The 20404-nt window shown below is 55.3% G+C and carries 16 protein-coding genes and 3 pseudogenes; 12 read left to right on the top strand and 7 right to left on the bottom strand.

All coding sequences use genetic code 11. From position 1 onward, the window contains the following. Positions 1 to 276: 276 nt before the first annotated feature. Positions 277 to 585 (top strand): annotated as a pseudogene (locus CFE50_RS18475) (hypothetical protein); the annotation flags it as partial. Further along, positions 574 to 831, top strand: a pseudogene (locus tag CFE50_RS18470) (DDE-type integrase/transposase/recombinase); the annotation flags it as partial. The pseudogenes CFE50_RS18475 and CFE50_RS18470, both read left to right, overlap by 12 nt. 44 nt (positions 832 to 875) lie before the next feature. Here the strand turns inward: CFE50_RS18470 and CFE50_RS18465 are convergent. From CFE50_RS18465 to CFE50_RS18445, 5 genes are all read right to left on the bottom strand, one after another. Further along, positions 876 to 1562: a hypothetical protein gene (locus CFE50_RS18465; protein WP_145156041.1), complete on the bottom strand. Its 687-nt coding sequence runs from the start codon at positions 1560 to 1562 to the stop codon at positions 876 to 878. Positions 1563 to 1564: 2 nt separating this feature from the next. Then, complete coding sequence (locus CFE50_RS18460; protein ID WP_186375347.1) at positions 1565 to 1729, bottom strand: hypothetical protein; 165 nt, start codon at positions 1727 to 1729, stop codon at positions 1565 to 1567. A 154-nt stretch (positions 1730 to 1883) separates the two neighbouring features. Further along, the gene (locus CFE50_RS18455) at positions 1884 to 2222 is read right to left on the bottom strand and encodes a YkvA family protein (protein WP_145156043.1); all 339 of its coding nucleotides are present in this window, start codon (positions 2220 to 2222) and stop codon (positions 1884 to 1886) included. An 82-nt stretch (positions 2223 to 2304) separates the two neighbouring features. Continuing rightward, complete coding sequence (locus CFE50_RS18450; protein WP_286736627.1) at positions 2305 to 2556, bottom strand: WYL domain-containing protein; 252 nt, start codon at positions 2554 to 2556, stop codon at positions 2305 to 2307. A gap of 23 nt (positions 2557 to 2579) precedes the next feature. Then, the gene (locus CFE50_RS18445; RefSeq protein ID WP_286736625.1) at positions 2580 to 3302 is read right to left on the bottom strand and encodes a WYL domain-containing protein; all 723 of its coding nucleotides are present in this window, start codon (positions 3300 to 3302) and stop codon (positions 2580 to 2582) included. Positions 3303 to 3555: 253 nt separating this feature from the next. Between CFE50_RS18445 and CFE50_RS18440 the strand changes: the two genes are divergently transcribed. Both CFE50_RS18440 and CFE50_RS18435 read left to right on the top strand, forming a co-directional pair. Next, the gene (locus CFE50_RS18440) at positions 3556 to 4092 is read left to right on the top strand and encodes a tetratricopeptide repeat protein (RefSeq protein ID WP_286736623.1); all 537 of its coding nucleotides are present in this window, start codon (positions 3556 to 3558) and stop codon (positions 4090 to 4092) included. 156 nt (positions 4093 to 4248) lie between these two features. After that, entirely contained in the window at positions 4249 to 4929 is a 681-nt protein-coding gene (locus CFE50_RS18435; protein WP_286736621.1) for a hypothetical protein, read from the top strand. Between the two features lie 811 nt (positions 4930 to 5740). Here CFE50_RS18435 and CFE50_RS18430 read toward each other — a convergent pair. Further along, a pseudogene (locus CFE50_RS18430) lies at positions 5741 to 5921 on the bottom strand (AbrB/MazE/SpoVT family DNA-binding domain-containing protein). Between the two features lie 928 nt (positions 5922 to 6849). On the opposite strand from CFE50_RS18430, the gene CFE50_RS18425 reads away from it, so the two are divergent. The 3 genes from CFE50_RS18425 (at position 6850) to CFE50_RS18415 (ending at position 13173) form a co-directional block, all read left to right on the top strand. Beyond that, complete coding sequence (locus CFE50_RS18425) at positions 6850 to 7086, top strand: MbcA/ParS/Xre antitoxin family protein (RefSeq protein ID WP_145156049.1); 237 nt, start codon at positions 6850 to 6852, stop codon at positions 7084 to 7086. Positions 7087 to 8354: 1268 nt separating this feature from the next. Then, positions 8355 to 10079, top strand: coding sequence for a site-specific integrase (locus CFE50_RS18420; RefSeq protein ID WP_286736620.1), 1725 nt, complete (start codon positions 8355 to 8357; stop codon positions 10077 to 10079). A 4-nt stretch (positions 10080 to 10083) separates the two neighbouring features. Next, positions 10084 to 13173 carry a site-specific integrase gene (locus CFE50_RS18415; RefSeq protein WP_286736619.1) on the top strand — a complete coding sequence of 1030 codons (3090 nt, stop codon included), beginning with the start codon at positions 10084 to 10086 and terminating at the stop codon, positions 13171 to 13173. Between the two features lie 17 nt (positions 13174 to 13190). Here CFE50_RS18415 and CFE50_RS18410 read toward each other — a convergent pair whose 3' ends face one another. Then, positions 13191 to 13403: a helix-turn-helix domain-containing protein gene (locus tag CFE50_RS18410; RefSeq protein WP_023123783.1), complete on the bottom strand. Its 213-nt coding sequence runs from the start codon at positions 13401 to 13403 to the stop codon at positions 13191 to 13193. Positions 13404 to 13550: 147 nt separating this feature from the next. Between CFE50_RS18410 and CFE50_RS18405 the strand changes: the two genes are divergently transcribed. From CFE50_RS18405 to CFE50_RS18385, 5 genes are all read left to right on the top strand, one after another. Then, entirely contained in the window at positions 13551 to 13784 is a 234-nt protein-coding gene (locus CFE50_RS18405; RefSeq protein WP_003292744.1) for a hypothetical protein, read from the top strand. Further along, complete coding sequence (locus CFE50_RS18400; protein ID WP_286736614.1) at positions 13777 to 14937, top strand: site-specific integrase; 1161 nt, start codon at positions 13777 to 13779, stop codon at positions 14935 to 14937. The genes CFE50_RS18405 and CFE50_RS18400 overlap by 8 nt, the downstream gene beginning before the upstream one ends. Positions 14938 to 14948: 11 nt before the next feature. Next, a complete protein-coding gene (locus CFE50_RS18395) occupies positions 14949 to 15233 on the top strand; it encodes a hypothetical protein (RefSeq protein ID WP_144956921.1) in 285 nt (94 codons plus the stop codon). Positions 15234 to 15371: 138 nt separating this feature from the next. Beyond that, positions 15372 to 16958 (top strand): sigma-54 interaction domain-containing protein, encoded by a 1587-nt coding sequence (locus tag CFE50_RS18390; protein WP_286736610.1) that lies wholly within the window; start codon positions 15372 to 15374, stop codon positions 16956 to 16958. 49 nt (positions 16959 to 17007) lie between these two features. After that, entirely contained in the window at positions 17008 to 20391 is a 3384-nt protein-coding gene (locus CFE50_RS18385) for a DEAD/DEAH box helicase family protein (RefSeq protein WP_353744011.1), read from the top strand. The last annotated feature ends 13 nt before the right edge of the window (positions 20392 to 20404 follow it).

Below are 20404 nucleotides of genomic sequence, written 5' to 3'. Positions count from 1 at the left end.
CCAAAAACGATTGGTCTCAAAAGGGACTAACGAACGCAAATTATTCGCTGTTCAGGGACGCATCGGAAAGAATTAACGAGCGGCGTTGGCCGCAAGCAGAGCGATACCTCATGTGAAGGTGCTCTTGCGGGACCGACGTACGATGTGCAAATAGCGCTACACTTGCGTCATATTTTGCAGCTGGCGATCAGCGAGTTCCGCCGAGACCCTACGCGCAAGACAGTCGCAGCTCAACGGAATCCTTCTCGGTATTGCTCACGCCAGCTCAGCTGGGCCATGCTCTGCGGGATGATAGTCAACGTCTTTGGAGTGAAACGTCGAAGACATACTTTCGAGAAAAATCATGAATCGAATCGTGGGTAAGCCCAGCAGGACAGCTGGAGGTCAGACAGCAGTAAGCAGCCTGCACATCCCGATTCCCAGCAGAGCACCGTTGCCTTCCAATACGCAAAGGTGATGGAGCACGCTATCAAAGTGTTCGGCGCTCAAAAACTGGCGGAAGAATGGCTAGGTCGCCCTTGTAAGTATCTGGGCGGCGACGTACCGATGAACATTGACAAGAGCCCCGTGCGATTTCGGGCGGTCGTGCTTGGTCTGTTTTCGCGGGCAAGTACTTGGTTTGTCGATGAAGCCGCAAATGACCAGCAACCTGGTTATCGATGCCTTGCTGATGGCGGTTTGCCGGCCTAAGCCAAAGCAGGACGTGATGACTGACTCAGACCAGGGTGGCCGGTTCAGCAGCTGTGACTGGCAGAGTTTCCTGAAAGCCAACAACTGCTTGGCAACATGAGTCGACGTGGCGACTGCACTGAAAATGGCCTTCTTCACAGCGTTGCGTGCGACATCGACCATGGCACAGTCAGTTTATGTCGCACTCAAACCTCCTCCAGGACCAGAAGCTTCAGGCCGTATCCCTGATAGCCTTCGGTGAACAGAAACACATCCGCCGTAGTGATGCCTAGAGCGTCCTCGACAAGGTTTTTCAGCGAGGCCGAGTCGCCGAGTAAAAAGTCAAGATTAGCCTCGATTAACAGCACGGCATCACTAGTTGCCAGGTACACCTCGGGTGGTGCATCGATGAGCAATGCATTCACGGCGGCGACGCGGGTGGCGCCCCAGCCCGTCGCGATTTGGCATATGGCCCCGGAAAGCGTTGTCGATTCATAGCTACTCCAGTCGAGCCCGAGGACGTTGTGCCATATCTGTGCCCGGTGAAAGCTGGCCCAGAACCGTGCCAGTTCATCTGTACTGCTCCATAAGTAAGTGCGGCTGCCTGAGTGGCGCGGCGGCTGTGCACCGGCCAGATAGTGAATATGCACAATCGCTGCGCGCGCGGTGATGTCTTGCGCTGGCTTGGGCATCTGCTCATTGGTGCACAGCCAATGCAGCTCAGCGAAAGGCTGATCTGGCCACTCCTGGTTCCAGGCCAGTGCGGTAAACGAAATGCCTACTATGCCGCTGGCCGCATTGCCGGCGGAACCGGCGTGCTGCTGAAGACATTCGGCTAACTCATGCGCTTCGATCAGCGTGGCGGCGACCACTGCGATGGTTTTGTGGCTCATCTTCAACGCGCCGGTACCGGAGCGTTGATGCATTTGTAGCCAGGGTATTGCGCTTCGGCCGTAATCCGCGCCATTTCCGAACTCACGGCCTGCACGGTCATTCTGAAGTTGGCGCGCGGGCCGGCGTTGGCGACTACGCGTTGCAGCGAGGCGGTATAGGTTTTCATGGATGACTCTCCTGTGAAGTGACAGGAGAGAGAATCTGTTGGCCTTACGACATTCGATGGCGCAATGAAATACTTTTTTGTGCCTAGCGTGAGTAGGCGATTCGCTCACGCCTTCCCCGCGGCAGGATGCCGGGGAGGGCTGAGCTACCCGGCTTCAGGAGAACCATTGCTTTAGTGTTTCTTTGGCCTTGGCGACGTGTTCTTCCTTGATATGACTTGCCGTCGCTGCCAATGCCGCGCAGAGCACGCCGATGTCGTCGGTGTAGCCCACCATCGGAGTGATGTCCGGAATAACGTCAACAGGCGATATGAAGTAGCCGAGTGCCCCGTAAATGGTGGTTTTCGCCCAGACCGGCGTGTCTGCATCAATCGCGGCGTAGTACATCTTCAACGCGGGTTCGAGCGCCGTTTCACCGGCGGATTTTGCGTAGGTTTTAACCTTCGTCCAGAACGAGTCGTCTGAGTAATCTTTTTCAAATGTATGGTTTGACATAACGTCTTTGCTCCGTGTCGTGTGGTTTGTTTGACTTGATCGCCAGGCTTCGGCATTCCTACGACAAACTGTGTCGCGCTGCCTAGGTGACGGCGTAAAGCGCCGCCATGCGTTTCGCCGTGTCGGCAATCTGTTCTCTTAGCGCCTTTGGCGCCAATACTTCCAAGTGTTCGCCCTGGCTAAGCAACCATAAATCCAGGGCCTGGCTCAGATGCAGGCTTGCCGTTACCTGCCACCAGCCATCTTCACAGGGGGACAGCTGTTGGTCGAGGCTGAGCGGGTTTTCCTGCAGCCGCTGACAGAGCGTATGGCTAACACGTAGTTGCAGCTGCACCGGCGTGTCGGATTTGAGGCCAGTCAGACTGCGCTGCGCTGCGCCGCTACCGATTTAATGTCGTAATTCTCCGGAGCCGGGATATTTTCAAAGGTCTCTTTGGCTGCTACGAATCGGTGCATCGGCAAGGCGGCGATGCTGCCTGGCTCCATTCCCTTGAACACACAGGACAGGTAGATATTGGAGTCTTGGTAGGACAGGCCTAAGGGTTTCAGGTGCATCGACCGCGGCTCGGTCGCGCCTCGCTTCAAATACAGCACATCGACGCAAGCCCCCGCTAATAGCGCGTTCTGAATTACTTCGAGTACCTCCGGTGAAATGGTGCCGGGCAACAAGATGACGAAGCGCGTACTGCTCATCACTTTACCGGTGAAGTCCTGAACTACCCGGTTGCCGCTAAGCAGCGATCTGGCGTAGTCATGCAGGGGCTGGAGCTTGTCTACCTGTGCCGCCATACCAAAGCGCGCGGCGTGGTCCATGATCATCACTAGGTTCATCGCATCGCTGGGCAGCATGCTCAAACGCGATAGCGATTTGTCCGCCCACCAAAGTTTTGCGCTGCCTTCTCCACGACTGCGTACGTGGGGGTACTTTGCCTCGAGTTCCTTAAGGTCACGCTGGATGGAACGCGTGCTTTTTTCAACACCCTGGTTTGCAAGCCTGGCTACCACTGTCGTGGTGTCGATCGCGTTTTCCTTTCTCAGAAGCATACGCAAAATCAAGTCATGGCGATAAAGCCGATCCAATTTCGCATCCTTGCTGGAGTGCGACCTGAGCTGTCGCAACGCTGTTGATAATGGCCTGATGCAATCAGTAGCGAGGGCGCAGCATGAACAAAACTGTCGATGTGTTCAATCTGCTAGACCACCTTTTGCCTTCCCTTGAGCAGGTCAGTGTCTGCGAGCCAGGACTGTTGCAGCAGTTGTATGCGGGCGTCGGCATCTCGGTGTCGGCGCAGGGCGGACTCAATGATCGCGTAGTCATTCGCAGCAATACGGCATGCTCCGTACTCAGGCCTTGCAGGGCGATGCAGACGCGCTCAATGACTTGGGCTGGCTTTGGCTCAATGGCACACGCCTGGCTGCCAACCCTCAATTGGCAAAGCGTCTGTTCATATCGGCCGCGTGCCTGGGCTCAGCGCATTCGTTGTTCAATCTTGCCGAACTTGCCTATTTCGGCAAAGGGCTTGAAGTCGATGTGCCGTTGGCTGTCGGCTACTACCAGCAGGCATACGAAGCCGGCATCACCTGCGCGGCGCAGGCGCTGGGGAGCATTTACGAGGACGGCGAAGAAGGCGTTGCTTCTGATCATGCCAAGGCCGTCACTTGGTACAAGCAAGCAGCGGCGGAGCTGGACCCCATGGCTTGTTTCCTGCTCGGTAAGTTGCTGTTGGAAGAACAGTCCGCTGAGTACGACGTGGCGAGCGGTCTCCATTGGCTGCAAGTCGCTGCAATGCAGGGGCAGGTTTCTGCCAGCGAGCGGTTAGCGGATTTCTACGCCTGGAGTTCGACGCGCCGCCGGACCCTGATGGTGTGACGTATCGGTTCTGGCGAGATAGGGCGCTGTCTCAGGGAGGGACTGGTCTGAAATCCGCTGCACCGTGAGGGTAGATGTCAATTGGCCATGATGCGAGAATAAGATGCACGCTCATGGATGTATTCGTAGCGTTTCAAATCAAGGAAACCCCTCCCAATGGCTCTGAGCAGTATCCAGGTTGGCGTGTTAGAACAGGCAGTCTTGAACTATCAATTTCCGCTTGATTATTACGATTTCAAGCTCGCTCCTACGGCCAATCCGCGAGTGGCTTTGAACGTGCAGGAGCTTGAGTCAGTAATCGCTGCGCAGTTGAGCTCCTGTATTCCGGGCGCTGTCGAGGAGGGGCTGGCTAACGTTATCTATTGGGGAAACGCTAGCGCTGGATATCGCGATGATCGCTTCAACCGGTTTCTCAAAACGATCAAACCCTTTCATCCATACGCTGACTTTTGCTCGCTCCACAGTTCGGGCACCTTGTCCCTGGGGAGCATCAAAAAGCTTGGCTACCCCGCCTACTCAGGCATTTCCTTTGTTTCCAAAGTCCTGATGTTTCTCGATCCACTGAATTTTTGTGTGCTCGATTTGCAGATAAGTAAATTGGCAGTGCCTGGCCGCTCTGTGCCCAGAGCGCTGGATACGTTAAGGGTTTATCCAACCAGCATCCCTATCACCGTACACAACGAAAAGGTGTATGACCTCTGGCGTGAGGAGTGTCGGAGTATCAGCGGCACCTACTATGCAGGCAAGTATCGGGTTGCTGATATCGAGCGTGGTTTTTTTGAGTTGATCCGCAGCGGAAAACTCAGCGATGCGCTCGGCATTTACACCGATTTTTGATGCCTCTCTTCTTCTGCCTGTGAGTACCGCCATGCAGCTTTTTCGAGCGATTCCCGCCAGCCGGCTTGCAGATGCCGCCATTGGTATTGGGCGGCAGTCTACCGTTCGTGTACACAGTAATGTGCCCTATGTGGTGGATAACCTGTGGGAGTCACTGCGGCCGAAAAAAATGCCGTATCGCCGCCACGCAATTTACGCCGGTTGGTATCATACCTGACAAGATCTTCGTCCTGCAGGCGATGGATAACCTGTAGCCATTGATCTGCGGTCCATCCGAATTCTGCGCCGGCAATGCCCGTCGGAGGCTAATGCGGTACAGAAGTATTGGGCGGCGGAAGGCGTTCAAAAATGTCTCTAGGTGCCGTACGGCAAGGTTTTCGCCTTTTGCTGCGCCTAGCAGTTTAAGGCAGATAGCGGCATCTGAACGTGGTTATCCTTGGCACAATAAACGAAATTTGGGGTATCGTTTTTTTGACTATTGGCCAGGCCCTGGTGCGTCCTACCGTCTTCCCATTGAGCTTGAGCTCTGTTTGCGGTCCGCGGCGAGCAAAGTAGCGCAATGCTCTCACCGGTGGGCTTAGAGCGTAAAGGAGCTTAGGTGCGTTTTTGGACCCGTCGGTGCGTGTGATGCAAGGCTAAGTCGTGCCGCTTCTGAGCTCGCTAACCTATCGCAGGTTCTAGGCTGTCACTTATGCGCAACCCAAGCATGGGGCTGGCCAAATTATCGGCGCATGGCGGACCCTGCTTTGGCAAAAGGCAATGCCAGCGTCGTAATCAAGGACACTTGCGGGCAAGTGGCTTTGCAGTTTACTCACTCGTCCTTGGCGTTTATCTCGGCGGAAAGTTTGCCAAATGGTGCCGAATGGCCAGTTAGCTCATCCACACGATCAGGTATGCGAGGTGACCTACTAAGCACTAGGCGGCAGGCCGTACCCCACATACTCCTCAAGGAGGTAGAGCGTGCCCCCGACCTCGACGCCCAGTTCCTGCACGACCTCTTAAGGAAGCCGAGCAGCACCGTCACCGTTCCAGTCTTCGAGCACCACATAGTGCTTCATCGTAACTCTTAGAGCGGTTAAATGGATGTCCGCAGGGGGAGGCAACGGAGCTGTTGCCAACGAAGTCCCGCGGCGCAGATCAAAAGCATAAAACTCTAGCGCGGAATTCTGCAACCACCGTTTAGGAATGGCTGCTGTCACTTTTCTGAGCAATCGCACCGGCTTTTCAGAAACCTAGGGTTATCGAATGATGCTTAGCGCAGCCGCAGGTATTTGGCCAGGCAGCCAATACCAATTCCTGCAAAGGCTGCGGCTCGGCCGCTTCAAGCGGTGAGTGCGAAATTTCCAGACTCGGATTCTAGAAGCGGATTATAAGGCCTGTCGTCTGCTGAGGTCTGCTGACCCGAAATGGCGGCTTATAGGTCGTTGAGGTCTTCACTATCAGAAAGTCCCGATTCAGCCTTGCTTGCGCTGATCCGAACGACGTGATTTCGGGGCTTGAAAAGGTTGGCGCTGACCTGCGGAGCCCATTCTCAATTCCCCATGTGGGAGTTGAGAAAATTTTCAGTGCAGGCGTTAGCACAGCCGAGCATCCGGTTATCTTGGTGTTTCGTATCTAATCGGAAGAATAACTGATGAGATGGTTGTTTATGGTGATGCTTAGCGGAGGCGCAGGGCTTTGGCTAAGTAGCCAGTACCAGTTTCCGCAATGGCTACTTTGGGCCTTGTTGACGCTAGGGGCCGCGACGTGGTGTTTTGCTAAGTGGACGGAATGGAAGGATTCTAAAAAAGGACGTAATCATGATGGCGCGCGCTGATCGTAGTTGGAATGCATGGCATGTTCAAGCGGCAAGAACTCTACAGATTTTAACTCAGAAGATCTGATGAAATGGAATTCTTAATAGCTTAGGAAGAGGTCGTGATGCGTAAACGGCGTTCAGTAAAGAAACACTCGGTCCAGTTCAACTCAGAACATTACAAGAGGGTGCTGGAGCTGGCAATTGACGTCTTTGGTAACCGAGTACTAGCTGAGGAATGGCTTGGCCGACCTTGCAGGTACTTCAATGGTGAATCACCATCGGCAATTATCGCTGATCCGGTAGGATTGCAAACTGTCGAGGCTTACTTGCAGCGCATTGAGTATGGCGTGTATCACTAAAAATGCAGTCGATGCCTGCCCAATGTTCCGGGTCAATTTTCTACTTTGAGGAAAGTAACTAGCCGGTGCCGGTCGTTTGGAATGTATCGCGCGTCGATGTTAGTTCCGCTTGCTTCCCCGATCGATTATAACTATTCAGGCAGACCTTGCCCTCTCCTGATTCAGCTGGGTGTGGCCCTTCAGTTAAGCGCTGCTTATCTTGTTGATCTTGCTCATGAGTCATAGCATTAAAGCTGATCCAATTTCGCATCCTTGCTAAGGCGAGACAAGAGTCGCCGCAGCGCTGTCAATGTGTTCGATCTGCTAGATCACCTTTGGATTCCACCCGGTTTTATCGCTTCTTGATCTGCAGCATGGTCTCTCGCACCTGGAATGGCAGTGCTTACTGAAGGTGTGCCACGAGGTGTCACTCCAAAACCAGTTATCTGGCAGCAACTAGGTTCGACTAGGTAGGCATCGAAAATCCGCGCATGCGCGGATCGTGTGCGCCCGTGATTAGGGGATTTGGCTCTCCCACTATGGAGGTGAACCCTTTGTAGAGCGGTAACCATATGAACCGAAAAGCGCTAATTTCTCTGGCCATAGAGCAAGGCCAATCCGGCCAAGTAGTTGGAGAAATCCTTGATGTCCTTTGTGCACACCCAGATCTGATCGACTTGCCACGTATGGTGGCAGGGCTGCTGCGCGCATTGCGTATATCCGAGCTTGGTTCACCTATCAGAATAGGGAGCTGTGACCCGCTCGTGTGGCGAGAGGTATGCCTGTGGATCGTCTCGCTGAGCAGACAGCCCCAAATCTCGGAGCGTTTGGGGAACCGCTTCTGGTTGGGAACACCACCACCTATTCGAAACCCAGTGCTGAGCAAGGGGGTGAAAAAGTATGGGTTCCCTTATGCAGCGCTGTGGCATGCGCCACGAGATACGGAGAATGCACCGGACTACGACCGTCTGGTCGCTCAGCTACTTGCGGCAACGCAGCCCCCTAGCCATTCGCCACTGTCCGCTCAGCGGTATGCCGCGTTTCTAGATCTGAGGTGGTTGTGCGAAACGCGTCATCTGATCATTCCCCCCGAACTGAGGGTTTGGGGGGACACAGCCAGCTTCGTGGCGGCATGTCGAGGTTTCTCAGCGCTCGACTCCAGCTCTGAGAATTCAGATCGATTCGCTTCTATTACTCGATTGGTTCGTTACAGCCAAGGGGAGGAGCCGCCAACGAGATCAGGCGGCGGCGGTAGCCGCGGCCGGCGCGGAAAACCGGTCGCTCTTGAATTGACGCATTTCATTGCTGAGGATCGCGATGGTTTTGCATTGGGCGATCCAGATGATCCTGACCAGTTGCCGGGTCATTATCAAATCCTCACCCAGCCCCCGACTACTGATACCGACATGGCTGAGTTAGCTCCAGATGAGTTGAGCCCTGTTGCTGAAATCTGGGTGCTGGACGACGTGTGTGCAGAGCGGCCATTTGTTGCTGATTTGCTCAGTCAGCGGAGCATCGAAAATCACATAATACGAAGTCGCCAGCAGTTGCCGTTCACATATACCCAATTCACTCTGACAGAGTTGAGGGATCTGCTGTTCGGTGCCAGTGATATGTTTGAGGAATGTCGGCGGGCGCTAACCCATAGCCAGAATAAGGTGCACCTTCAGCTGCGGATGGAAGCCATCCTAATGCTGCACATAAGCCTCTGGCTCGGACAGGCTCCATACCACGTCGTTCAGCTAACGGTGGTTGATCGGGAAGCAAATTGCACCGACGGTATGTGCCTATTGAGAGGGGCAGTCTCGCAGTTCTGTGTTCGTGTTCGTCACCCGGAATTGGTGGGAGATGAGCGTTGGCAGGCTAAATACGGATTTCGATCTTCACAGGCCTGCTTGCTGCTGCCTGATCTGGCCGGCAGCTCTGCTTTAATAGCAGTGCTGTTGAGACATTTTCCTCGCACGTCCGATTATGTTTTTACCCATCAGGTCGAAGAGCTGGTCGCAGAAGTCAGAGAGGTTCTCGCGGTTCTAGGCAAGAGCGATCCCAGATACACCCTGAGCAAGGTCAGGAACTACTTGTTCTATCAGATCGCCGCGGATACGCAGGACGTAGCTATCGCTGGAATGCTGTCTGGCGTCCGAGTGCCTTCCGCACAAACGCCACAGTATTACCTGCAGCCCAGGGCCAGCCATTTACAGCACATCTACCGTTCTTCTCTGGGACGCGTCCTACAACGAGTCTATGCCTGTGCTGGCTTAGCATACCAATTGCCAGAAATGGATAAGGTCGGTCAGCACGGAAGTGTGGGCGCCACGCACTGCCTATTGCCCGAGACGATTGCATCCAATGTAAGATCCATGGCGAGCATACTGCGTAAGAAGCCGTCGTCGACCCTTATTCACCAAATTACGTGGCATAACGTCTATACCCTATGGGTTGTGCAAATGTTCATGCTATCCACGGGCTGCCGGGCGATCAGCAACCCGTTGCGGTTCGTCGACGAATTTGATTCGCTACTAAGGATTGGCGCTATAGCTGACAAGGACAACGGCGATCGGCACATGAGCCGGCTGGTCTGGGTGCCTGAAATGCTGCAACGGCAATTGGCCCACTACCTCGCACACTGCGTGGCTATCTCGAAAGTGCTTCTCGCTGGCTCCTCGGAGGATCATGAGCGATGGTCTCGCGGGTTCTTCCTCTCGCGTAGTGATAGCGGAGTCCGCCGCATAGAGATCAGGCCCGCCACTCTTTACCTGTATATGGAGCAGGTAGCTGATTACATTCCACATCGGGTCAATGCTTACCGAAAATTTGTACGCACAGAGCTGTTCGAGCGTGGCTGTCCTGCAGAGGTCCTTGCTGCATTTATGGGGCACTGGCTGCGCGGAGAAGAGCCTCAAGACCCGTATTCATCGTTTTGTCCCGCAGCCTATGCCGGGGTGGTGAGCGACTGGATAACGCAACTGCTGAAAACACTGGGCTGGTACGTCCAGGGAAGTCGGTGGGGGTGATGAGATGACACGTCTGAGCGACCAAGAGGTTGAGTATTTATGGTCTGCAGCACCTCATGAGCCGGACTGGAGAGGAATGGTTCGTGAGCGTTTGAGGCGAATCGTTGAGGAATGTGGAGTGCCACTTGGGCAGTGGTTACTAGGTGCATGTGCCATTCGAGACATCACTGTCGAGCATGTACGCGAGTTGGAGGCTCAATTGGGAACAGATCACGCGCTGCGTAACATGCTGCGAAGCATTACCCAGCGGGTGCGGAACCACCTCCCCAGATTCCCACTAGCGCGCCTGGCTATCGCGGTTGAACGTCCCGCAAACCCGTTCAACCCAGATATTTACACCGCTGAGCGATTACGCCTCAGCCGTCAGTTGCTCAGGGCCTTGCAGATGGGTTACCGGCGCGATCTCGAGTCGCTCCATCCTCCACAGCGCGTCGGACTATTGCTAATGAGCGCTGCCTATAGCGGTGGGTTGCTAGATATCGCTCAGCTGGATGCTCTCGTTTCAGTACCCTTGGAGCGGATCGAATGGCTGGCGGGTGTGCCTGAGGTAAGGCTTCCTTTATCGCTTCGTGGCAAGCGAGAGGCCGAGCACAGACAGTGGTTCCCGGATCCGGCGACGCTGATGTTGATGTTTCGGTGCGCGGACGATCTTCGCTTATTGAAGGAGCAACTGCAGCGTAGAGGCGGCATGCTCCGATGCGTTAACGCATTTTTGACGTCATCTGGGATGCCTGTTAAAGATCTCCCGGGCAGTCTGAGAGAACTACTGGAGCTGCTACGTATGCAGGTGCAGTTGCACCTGCCTCAGATGATAGTCAATTTTGCCTGCCGACAGATGTTCGTGTCCCATTCACTACGCCCTTCCTCATGGGGAGAAATATTTGGGGTCGCCGGACTAGATGACCCCGCTAATGCTTATGGAAGAAGTGCTGGTGGGGAGGCTGAAATAGAGGAGGGGGCGGACGCGCCAGATTGGTTACTGGAGATATGTCAAAAGATTCGCTCGGAACAACGCATTGAGGCACCCCAAGATGCCGGTGAGCTTCAGCTCTTGGTGACGGAGTGGGCAGGCTGCATGCTCTCTGGGGGCTCGGTATATGGAAACAGTATCGGCCGGTCAACGGTTGCCCGCTATGTTCGGCTGCTAGGGCAGGCGTTCGAACAGCTAGATGGTCTGACGGTATTCAGACTGGAGCCAGATGCACTGGAGAACATTTATGAAGGTTTGCTCGAGGCCCAGCCCAGCAATGGCAAGCGCCGGACTCTGGCTAGAGCAATTTATGAGTTTCATACGTTTCTGGAGCGCCATCACCATTATCCTCCCATCAGCCCCTTTGCAGTATTGGGTATCGGCCAGGACGTCTCAAGCGTTGATGCACGTATCCTCTCCGAAGATCAGTATCAGGCGGTTTTACGCGCTATTTCTATCTGCGGACTTGAGCTTCGAACACCGCGTTTGGTGACAGCGGCCAAGTTGTTCCTCATCTTAGGATTCCGGCTAGGCTTGCGGCGTAACGAGGCCCTGAAGCTACGGCTATGCGATATACATTTTCCCTTGCTAGAAGCGGATTGCAGCGAACGCATTCACCAGCGTCAACCAAACATGCGCAGACTGTCTCTACCAGAGCTTGTTCATCTGGACTTGCCCATTGACCTGCTCGTTCGACCTCACGCCCTGCGCGGCCTGAAAACACAGAACTCGGTCAGAAGGCTGCCCCTTGTGATGCTGCTGGAGCCTGACGAGCTTACTTTGTTGATGAGCTGGTGCCAGCAACGTCAGGCAGAGGAAGGTAAAAAGCCATTTTCGGAGTTTCTGCTCTGTATCCCAGAGTTGAGATCACAGTGGATAAGCGAAAGCACTTTAATGCCGGCATTACATGCCTGCATGCGTGCTGTGACGGGTTCGGACGTCATTCATTACCATCATCTGCGCCACTCATGCGCCACCTGGCTGATGCTCAAGCTGAGCGGTTTAGTTACCAATGTCACACCGAAGCTTATTTTCGATGATCTACCGCAGACTAGCCGGTGGCTGCAGGATCTAGAAAGATTGCGTGCTGGGCTAGCACCGCCCGGTGGCGGGCCAACACGGCGTGTTGCCCATATCGTCAGCGCCCTTCTCGGCCATAGCAGCCCGAAGGTGTCGCTTCTGCACTATGTTCACTGCCTGCCGCAGATGTTGGCACTAGCCTGGCAGTGGAACCCCAAAGCCTGGCTGTTTAGCGCTTCCAATGTAGCGTCGATTGCACAGGTGAGTCTGCCTACGATGGAGGCGTCTTCGGAAGCTGAGCACCTTCTGAAGGTTATCCGTCGGGTCAGGTCTCTCAGAGCGCATAGGCGGACTCGAAAAGCTGTAATGCGTCCAGTCGTGCAGTTCGTTGAGCAAAACTGGGCGATAAAGCGAATTTGCCAAATCGAGTCCATGCTGGCCTATGCCTCTTATGCGGAGGAAGCCAATCAGCAGATTAATCTGGATTGGCTGGAATTTTCTCCAGAGGATCGGGCCTTGATGCTTGAGCGGGCGCGCTATATACGAGATTTGGCACAGAGCTCTCTGTCTAGTAATGGCAACAAGCACCGATTGCGTTTTTCATTACACGCCAATGCGCCATCGCTAGTGCCGATGCCGCCGCGCCATGGGGGGCGCAACTCAGTAGCTATTTACGCCCACTGTCTATACACGATCTTGGAAGGCGCCGAAGGCGATCGCGCCAATCGAGTTCTAGATGATTTTGTAGAGCGAAGCTGGTTCTCGGAAAGCACTCTGCGCTTTTACCGTAACCGTGATGAGGACCAGGCACGGGACTACTTGTGGCTGCTGAATGCGCTAGGCATTCCTGCGCGGTCGATTGAGCTGATCGTTTATGACAGGCGAAAGCCGAGAGCGAGCAAAGCATATTGGCGCCGCGCGCTTGGAACCCCCCGGAAGCCAGTCGCGCTGCTCCAGCCGGAGAATACCGAGGTGGAGAATCTGCATTTAGGCATTCGCGCCACACTGGAGCTCCAAGATGGATTGCAGCAGAACAGGCATTCAGGCGCGGCCTTACGTTACCTGCTGCTGATGGCTTCCATCGACTGGCATTTCCGCGCCTGACCAGGTCCGGAGGACATTCAGCCTTCCGGATCATCCTGCAATTCTAGCAAGTCTCCCACTTGGCAGTTCAGGTACTGGCAGATCGCTTCCAGGTCCTTGAGCTCTACCCTCTGCGCAGTCTCGTGATACAGCCGCGTGAGGGTTCCGCGGTTGATGCCGGTGTCCCTGACCACGTCACTGATCTTCAGTTTCCGCTCGCCCAGTAAGCGAGATAAATGGCACTTGACCATCCTAATCTCCAAAAATGATCTTCAGAAGATCATTTTGTTCTTGCAAAGCTCAAAATGAGCGTTATATTGATCTGCAGGAGATCATTATGAGTATTCAGGAGCTCATAAGAATCCGCTGTCGTTCAATTTAGCAGAGAGGGCATATCCATGTCTCACACATACCTGACTACCGAAGAGCTGGCCACGCGCATGAAGTACGACGCGCGCACCATCCGTAATCGCTTGAAAGACTCAGTCCTGCTCGAAGGGATTCACTACTTCCGTCCCTTTGGCGGCCGCAAGATCCTTTTCATCTGGGAAGCCGTCGAAGAAGACATGCAGAAATTCTCGCGGGCTTCTGGTTTGGTTCCGATGGCTGGTGGAGGTATCTGCCATGGGTAAGGTTCGCGCCCGCGCTGACAACGAGAAGTTGTTCTTTGACTTCACCTATTTGGATCAGCGGTGCCGCGAGCAGACTACGTTGCCTGATACGCCTGCTAACCGGAAAAAGCTGGAGAAGATCCTGGAGCGCATAGAGGCGGAAATCACCCTCGGCTGCTTCGACTACGCCACCTACTTCCCTCAAAGCAGCAAGGTGCAAGAGATCAGTCGGCTGCAGGCTGGCTGTGCATCACTGAAAACACCACTTTTCAAGGATTTTGCCGAATTGTGGTTTGAGGAGATGAGGGTCGAATGGCGTGATACGCACGCCAAAACCGTGCGCCTTACCCTTGATAAGCACTTGCTGCCTGAGTTCGGCAAAAAAGAGGTCAGCGCCATCACCAAAGCAGAACTTCTGTCATTCCGCTCGGCACTCGGCAAAGTTCCCGGGCAGAAAGGTCAGAGTCTGACAGCGACGAGAATCAACCACATCATGACGCCATTGCGCATGATCCTTAGTGAGGCAGCTGACCGCTTCGAGTTTACCTCGCCATATCTCAACATCAAATCACTGAAAGTCCCCAAGACAGACGTGGAACCCTTCACCTTGGATGAGGTGCTGCAGATCCTCAGCACAGTGCGTGATGACTTTCGCAACTACTACACCGTGCGCTTTTTCACAGGCATGCGGACGGCAGAAGTTGATGGTCTGCAATGGAAGTATGTCGACTTTCAGCGACGGCAGATTCTGATCCGTGAAACCTGGGTGGGCGGCAAGCTCGACTACACCAAGAACGACGGCTCACAGCGTGAGATCGATATGTCTGGGCCGGTTTACCAGGCGCTACTCGGCCAGCGGGAGAAAACCGGCAGCGGACAGTTTGTCTTTAGCACCCGCGAAGGTACGCCGCACGCATACCGCAACATCAACGACCGGGTTTGGTATCCGCTGCTGCGTCACCTGGGTCTGCGTAGGCGGCGTCCCTACCAAACTCGTCATACGGCCGCGACCCTCTGGCTAGCTGCAGGCGAAAACCCGGAGTGGATCGCCAGGCAAATGGGACACACCACCACCGAGATGCTGTTCCGTGTCTATTCGCGCTATGTCCCCAACCTGACCCGGCGTGATGGCAGTGCCTTCGACAACCTGATCAAAGCCAATCTCAAGGGCTGAGGAGTTCCACCATGAAACTGATCAAACGTGACAACGTGACCCCTCTGCATCCATCGATGGAGGCTCGCGAGCATAAGTACCTTAAGCATCTGGCTTCAGCCATGAGTCTCTACCTTGAGAATCCCCATGGCACCGAGCTTGTCTGCATCCTCGGCTCCGGCTACGAGAAGGATAATCGGCACGCCCTCGAAACCTGGATTGCTTACCACCGGAATGAAGTTTTCGAGACGCGCCTGCAGGGTCGAAGTCCCCTGCATCATCTGATCGAGAAGCTTGAGAACCTGTTGGTTAACTAAGTTCGGAAGGGGCCGAAAGGCTCCTTCATTGTTCCCCCTTGGTAGTGGCAAGATTGCTCCATTCACTCGCTAATCTTCGTTTGGTGGAGTCACCAGTCCCTGCCGGCTACACCTCAGCTTGTACATGTAGTCAGACATTTGAAGACCCGGATCGACGGATTGGTTTACTATCCATGGCGCGAACCAGAGCACATTTTTTCCTGCCTGCAGGCAGGCAAGAGGGAATCCGGGGGTACAGGGACAGTGGTAAAGAAGCAAAGCGTATTGGCAAGCTGGGTGGGCGGAAATGATCTCAAGGCAGTTAAGGGCGGTGAAATAGGCCCGATTCTATCGACCCTAAACAGGGTAGGTTTTGATAGCGTCGAGCTGCTCTGTTCATATCCCGCCGAGATCGTTGAACCCTACCTGGACTGGCTGCGCCAGCAGGTCGATGTATCAATCGCAGCGCATTACGTTTCCCTGTCTTCTCCCGTTCATTTCGGGGAAATCTACCAGGCCGCCAGCCAGCAGTTAAAACGCCTGAGCATCTCCAGCAATCAGCTTTCCATTCTGCTCAGTCCCGGCACACCGGCCATGCAAGCAGTGTGGATTCTGCTGGGCAAAACACGCTATCCGGCGAAGTTCTACCAGTCCTCACTTGAGCAAGGCGTGCAGCAGGTTGAGGTGCCGTTTGAAATCGCGGCCGAGTATGTGCCAGCCGCCAATACCATCAGCACCGACAAGCTGGTTCAGCTCGCCGGACTGGATGTTCCTGTGGATGCGGCCTTCGACAGCATCGTGACGCAGAGCGAGCGCATGCTGGCCCTCAAGGCGCAGGCACAAATACTCGCGGCGAAGCAGGTTCCGGTGCTGATTTACGGCGAAACCGGTACCGGCAAAGAGCTGTTTGCCCGCGCCATCCACAATGCCGGCCCGCGTTCTGCTGCGCCCTTTGTGGCGGTGAACTGCGGGGCCATCGTGCCGGAGCTGATCGACTCCACTCTGTTTGGCCACAAGAAGGGCGCATTCACCGGCGCAATTGCCGATCGGCCCGGGGTATTCCAACAGGCCCATGGCGGTACGCTGTTTCTCGATGAGTTCGGCGAACTGACGCCAGATGTGCAGGTGCGACTGCTGCGCGTACTGCAGGAAGGCACGTTTACTCCGGTTGGCTCCAGCCAGGAACTCAAGGCCGATGTGCGGCTGATCACCGCCACTCACCGCAACCTGATGCAGGAAGTTGCTCGTGGGTGCTTCCGTGAAGACCTGTTTTATCGCATCGCTGTGGGTGTGCTGCACCTCCCGCCGCTCAGAGAGCGCGAAGGTGATCTGCTGTTACTGTCGGAAAAGCTGCTGGTCGGCATTGCCAGCCAGGATGCCAGCCTCGGCGATAAGAAAATTTCTGCCGAAGCAAAAAATCTTATCCTTCAGCATCCCTGGCGTGGCAACGTTCGCGAACTGCAATCCACCTTGTTGCGCGCGGCTCTCTGGTGCTCGGGCAATCTGATTGCTGCTCATGATATCGAGCAGGCACTGTTCAAATTGCCGCACGCGCAGGTCGACGTACTGGCAATGAATGTTGCGCAAGGCATTGATTTACAAAAGATAATTGCTGGGGTAGCAGGGCATTATCTGCGTAAGGCTTTGGCGCTTACCGGCAACAACAAGACCCGTGCGGCTAGCCTGCTTGGCCTCAAAAGCCAGCAGACGCTGAGCAATTGGATGGACAAGTACGGCATCGAATAAAACCTGGCACGGTCCTCGCTAAAAGACCGTTATGAACAGAATCGCCCACATGAAATCAGTTAACTTCGAGTTTCTTCGCACCGGTAACGATTTGCTGGCAAACCTTGCCGGCCTTGCCGAAGCCGTTCTGCACATCGATCCGGGCAGTGCGCTTACTCGCTTGCGTAGCTTCGCCGAAGAGCTCACCAAAGCCATCTACAAGGAAGAGCTGCTGCCGCGCATGCCGCAGTCGACCTTCTACGACCTGGTGAAAAACCCGGTGTTTGCCGATTGCGTCAGCAAGCCGCTGGTTCACCAGATCAATTTCCTGCGCATCCAGGGTAACGACACCGCTCACGGCGCTGAAGGTGACCTGCGTAACGCCCAGCTGGCGCTAAAGACGGCCCATCAATTGGCCATGTACATGGCCATCAAGTACTACGCTACTGCACAGGCCAATATTCCTGTCTTTATCGAAGTGCAAGATCCAACCGCAGCCCTCGCCCGCCTGCAGAAAACCGTTTCCAGCTACGAGAAGGAGCTCAATCAGCAGCAGGAAGAGCTGCAGCGCGTCATGGAGAAGCTGGAGCAGGAGCGCACCCGCAATCTTGACAAGCTGGAACCGCCTGCCAAGCCGGACCAGCAGAAGCGTCAGCAGCAGAGCCAGAGGGTTGCAGATAGCCTGCAGTGGAACGAGGCCAAGACCCGCGCCCTGTTGATCGACGTCATGCTGACGCAGGCGGGTTGGGATGTCAGCAATCCCGCGCAGGTCGGTCAGGAAGTCGAAGTTGATTTCCCCAGCAACGTTTCCGGCAAGGGTCGTGCGGACTACGTGCTATGGGGCGACAACGGTCAGCCCCTGGCGGTGATCGAGGCCAAGAAATCCGGCAATGTCAGCCTGCAAGCCGGACGCGAACAGGCGCGCATGTACGCCGATGGCTTCGAGCGCATGGGCATGCAACGTCCGGTGATTTTCTACAGCAACGGATACGAGACCTTCATCTGGGACGACGCGCAGTACAACACCTACCGGCCGGTGTATGGCCTCTACAGCAAGGACAGCATCGAGTATCTGATTTACCAGCGGCAATACCGCAAAGCGGAGCTGGAGCGCCATAACCCTGATCTGAACATTGCTGACCGTCCCTATCAGATCGAAGCGATCAAAACGGTTGCCGCTCACTTCCAGCAGCAACGCCGCCGAGCGCTGATCATCCAGGCGACCGGTACGGGCAAGACCCGTGTGGCCATTGCATTGGCCGAGCTGCTGCTGCGCACTGGTTGGGCCAAGCGCGTGCTATTTCTGTGTGACCGCAAGGAGCTGCGTGTGCAGGCCGATGATGCCTTCAAGCAGAACTTGCCTAGCGAACCGCGGTGTGTGATTGGTGAAACCAACAAGGTGGACCTGACCGCCCGCGTCTACATCGCCACATACCCAGGCATGATGAACCGCTTCGCCCAGCTTGATGTTGGCTTCTTCGACCTGATCATTGCCGACGAAAGCCACCGCAGCATCTACAACAAGTACCGCGACCTTTTCGATTATTTCGATGCGCTGCAGGTGGGTCTCACCGCCACCCCGGTGAAGTTCATCAGCCGTAATACGTTCGATATCTTCGACTGCGAAACCACCGACCCCACTTTCGAGTTCGGTCTGGATGCCGCCATCAACAACGATCCGCCGTATCTGGTGCCTTTCCGCGTCAAGGATCACACCACCGACTTCCTGCGCGATGGCATCCACTACAATGATCTGAGTGATGATCAGAAGCGTCAGCTCGAAGAAGACCTTGGCGAGGAAGAAGCCAAGCGCACTACCATCGCCGGCAAGGATATCGGCCGCAAGATCTTCAGCGAAGACACCGACCGCATCATCCTGGAAAACCTGATCAACAAAGGCATCAAGGATGAAACCGGCTCACTGGTCGGCAAGACCATCGTTTTCGCCCAGCGTCAGGACCACGCCGAGCACCTGGAAAAACTTTTCTGCAAGCTCTACCCGCAGTACGGCAGCAAGGTCTGCAAGGTCATCCACAACGCTATTCCGCATGTGGACACTCTGATCAAGGAATTCAAAAAGCCGGATAACGATTTCCGTATCGCCATCTCGGTCGACATGCTCGACACCGGTATCGATGTACCGGAAGTCGTCAATCTGGTGTTCGCCAAGCCGGTGAAATCCTGGGTCAAGTTCTGGCAGATGATCGGTCGTGGCACGCGCCTGCGCCCTGATCTGTTTGGCCCCGGCAAAGACAAGACTGAGTTCCTTATCTTCGACCATTACGGAAACTTCGATTTCTTCGAGCAGGAATATCAGGAGCCGGAAGACACCGGCAGCAGATCCCTGCTGCAGACTACCTTTGAAGCGCGCCTGGCGCTTGCGCAGGCCGCCCTGCGTCATAACCATGCTGCCGCCTTCGATGCTGCCATTACCCTGTTGCGGGCCGATATCAACGACCTGCCCGATACCAGCGTGGCGGTAAAGCGAGAGCTGCGTGCCGTACACCAGTTGCAGCAAACCCAGCAGCTGCAGCAGTTCGATGGCAAAACCCAGCACCTGCTGGCCAACACCATTGCTCCGTTGATGTCCGCCCGTGTGCTGCGCGACAAACACGCCACCGCGCTAGATAAGCTCATCGCCGGCATTCAATGCTGCCTTGTCGACCAGGCCAGCTGTTTTGAGGACGGCAAAATTGCCCTGCTGACCGAGCTGGACAAACTTGCCGTGAATATCCAGGCGGTACGTCAGAAAGATGCTCTGATCGCCGAAGTACGCACCGCCGACTTCTGGCTGCAGCCGAGTATCGACAGGCTGGAGAACGCCCGCAAAGAACTGCGCGGCATCATGAAATACCGGCAGACCGGCAGCACGGGCGGCTATGCCATGCCTAGCACCCGTACCGGCGACGACGGCGTGCAAGTGAAGGAGCGCAAGGTGGTGATTGCCGGTGCCAGCGAGGCCATGATCTACCGCCGCCGCCTCAAGGACATCCTCGCTGGCATGCTCGCCGCCAGCCCGACCCTGCAGAAAATCCACAAGGGGGAGCCGATTGCCGAGACCGAGCTGAAAACTCTGACCTCGACTATCCTCACCAGCCACCCCGGCGTCAGCTTGGAGGTGCTAAACGAGTTCTATGGCCGCACCGCGGATCAACTGCACCTCACCGTGCGCGAGATCATCGGCCTGCATGCCCATGCCATCGAGGAACACTTCAAGCAGTTCCTCCATGCTCACCCCAGCCTCACCGCTCAGCAGGTTCGCTTTATGAACCTACTGAAAAACTACATCGCCCAGCACGGCAGCATCGTCATAGAAACGCTCTACGACGCACCGTTCTCCAGTATCTCCCATGAGGGTATCGACGGCGTCTTTACCCCTGCCGATGTCACCGAACTGGTGGCCGTGCTCAAGCCTTTTTTGAAAAACCCTGACCAGCCCGGCACACCCGCCTGATGGCCGCACAACC

The sequence above is a fragment of the Pseudomonas sp. PGPPP4 genome, from assembly GCF_002256045.1.
GTDB classification, from domain to species: domain Bacteria; phylum Pseudomonadota; class Gammaproteobacteria; order Pseudomonadales; family Pseudomonadaceae; genus Chryseomonas; species Chryseomonas oryzihabitans.
Note: the sequence above shows the minus strand (reverse complement) of the source record. Positions and strands in the feature narration are given on the sequence as shown.

Coding starts and splice junctions, on each gene's coding strand:
- CFE50_RS18410 (WP_023123783.1), bottom strand. CDS start 13,403: ATGGTCAAGTGCCATTTATCTCGCTTACTGGGCGAGCGGAAACTGAAG.
- CFE50_RS18425 (WP_145156049.1), top strand. CDS start 6,850: ATGCGTAAACGGCGTTCAGTAAAGAAACACTCGGTCCAGTTCAACTCA.
- CFE50_RS18455 (WP_145156043.1), bottom strand. CDS start 2,222: ATGTCAAACCATACATTTGAAAAAGATTACTCAGACGACTCGTTCTGG.
- CFE50_RS18385 (WP_353744011.1), top strand. CDS start 17,008: ATGAAATCAGTTAACTTCGAGTTTCTTCGCACCGGTAACGATTTGCTG.
- CFE50_RS18415 (WP_286736619.1), top strand. CDS start 10,084: ATGACACGTCTGAGCGACCAAGAGGTTGAGTATTTATGGTCTGCAGCA.
- CFE50_RS18435 (WP_286736621.1), top strand. CDS start 4,249: ATGGCTCTGAGCAGTATCCAGGTTGGCGTGTTAGAACAGGCAGTCTTG.
- CFE50_RS18400 (WP_286736614.1), top strand. CDS start 13,777: ATGGGTAAGGTTCGCGCCCGCGCTGACAACGAGAAGTTGTTCTTTGAC.
- CFE50_RS18405 (WP_003292744.1), top strand. CDS start 13,551: ATGTCTCACACATACCTGACTACCGAAGAGCTGGCCACGCGCATGAAG.
- CFE50_RS18395 (WP_144956921.1), top strand. CDS start 14,949: ATGAAACTGATCAAACGTGACAACGTGACCCCTCTGCATCCATCGATG.
- CFE50_RS18440 (WP_286736623.1), top strand. CDS start 3,556: ATGCTCCGTACTCAGGCCTTGCAGGGCGATGCAGACGCGCTCAATGAC.
- CFE50_RS18465 (WP_145156041.1), bottom strand. CDS start 1,562: ATGAGCCACAAAACCATCGCAGTGGTCGCCGCCACGCTGATCGAAGCG.
- CFE50_RS18460 (WP_186375347.1), bottom strand. CDS start 1,729: ATGAAAACCTATACCGCCTCGCTGCAACGCGTAGTCGCCAACGCCGGC.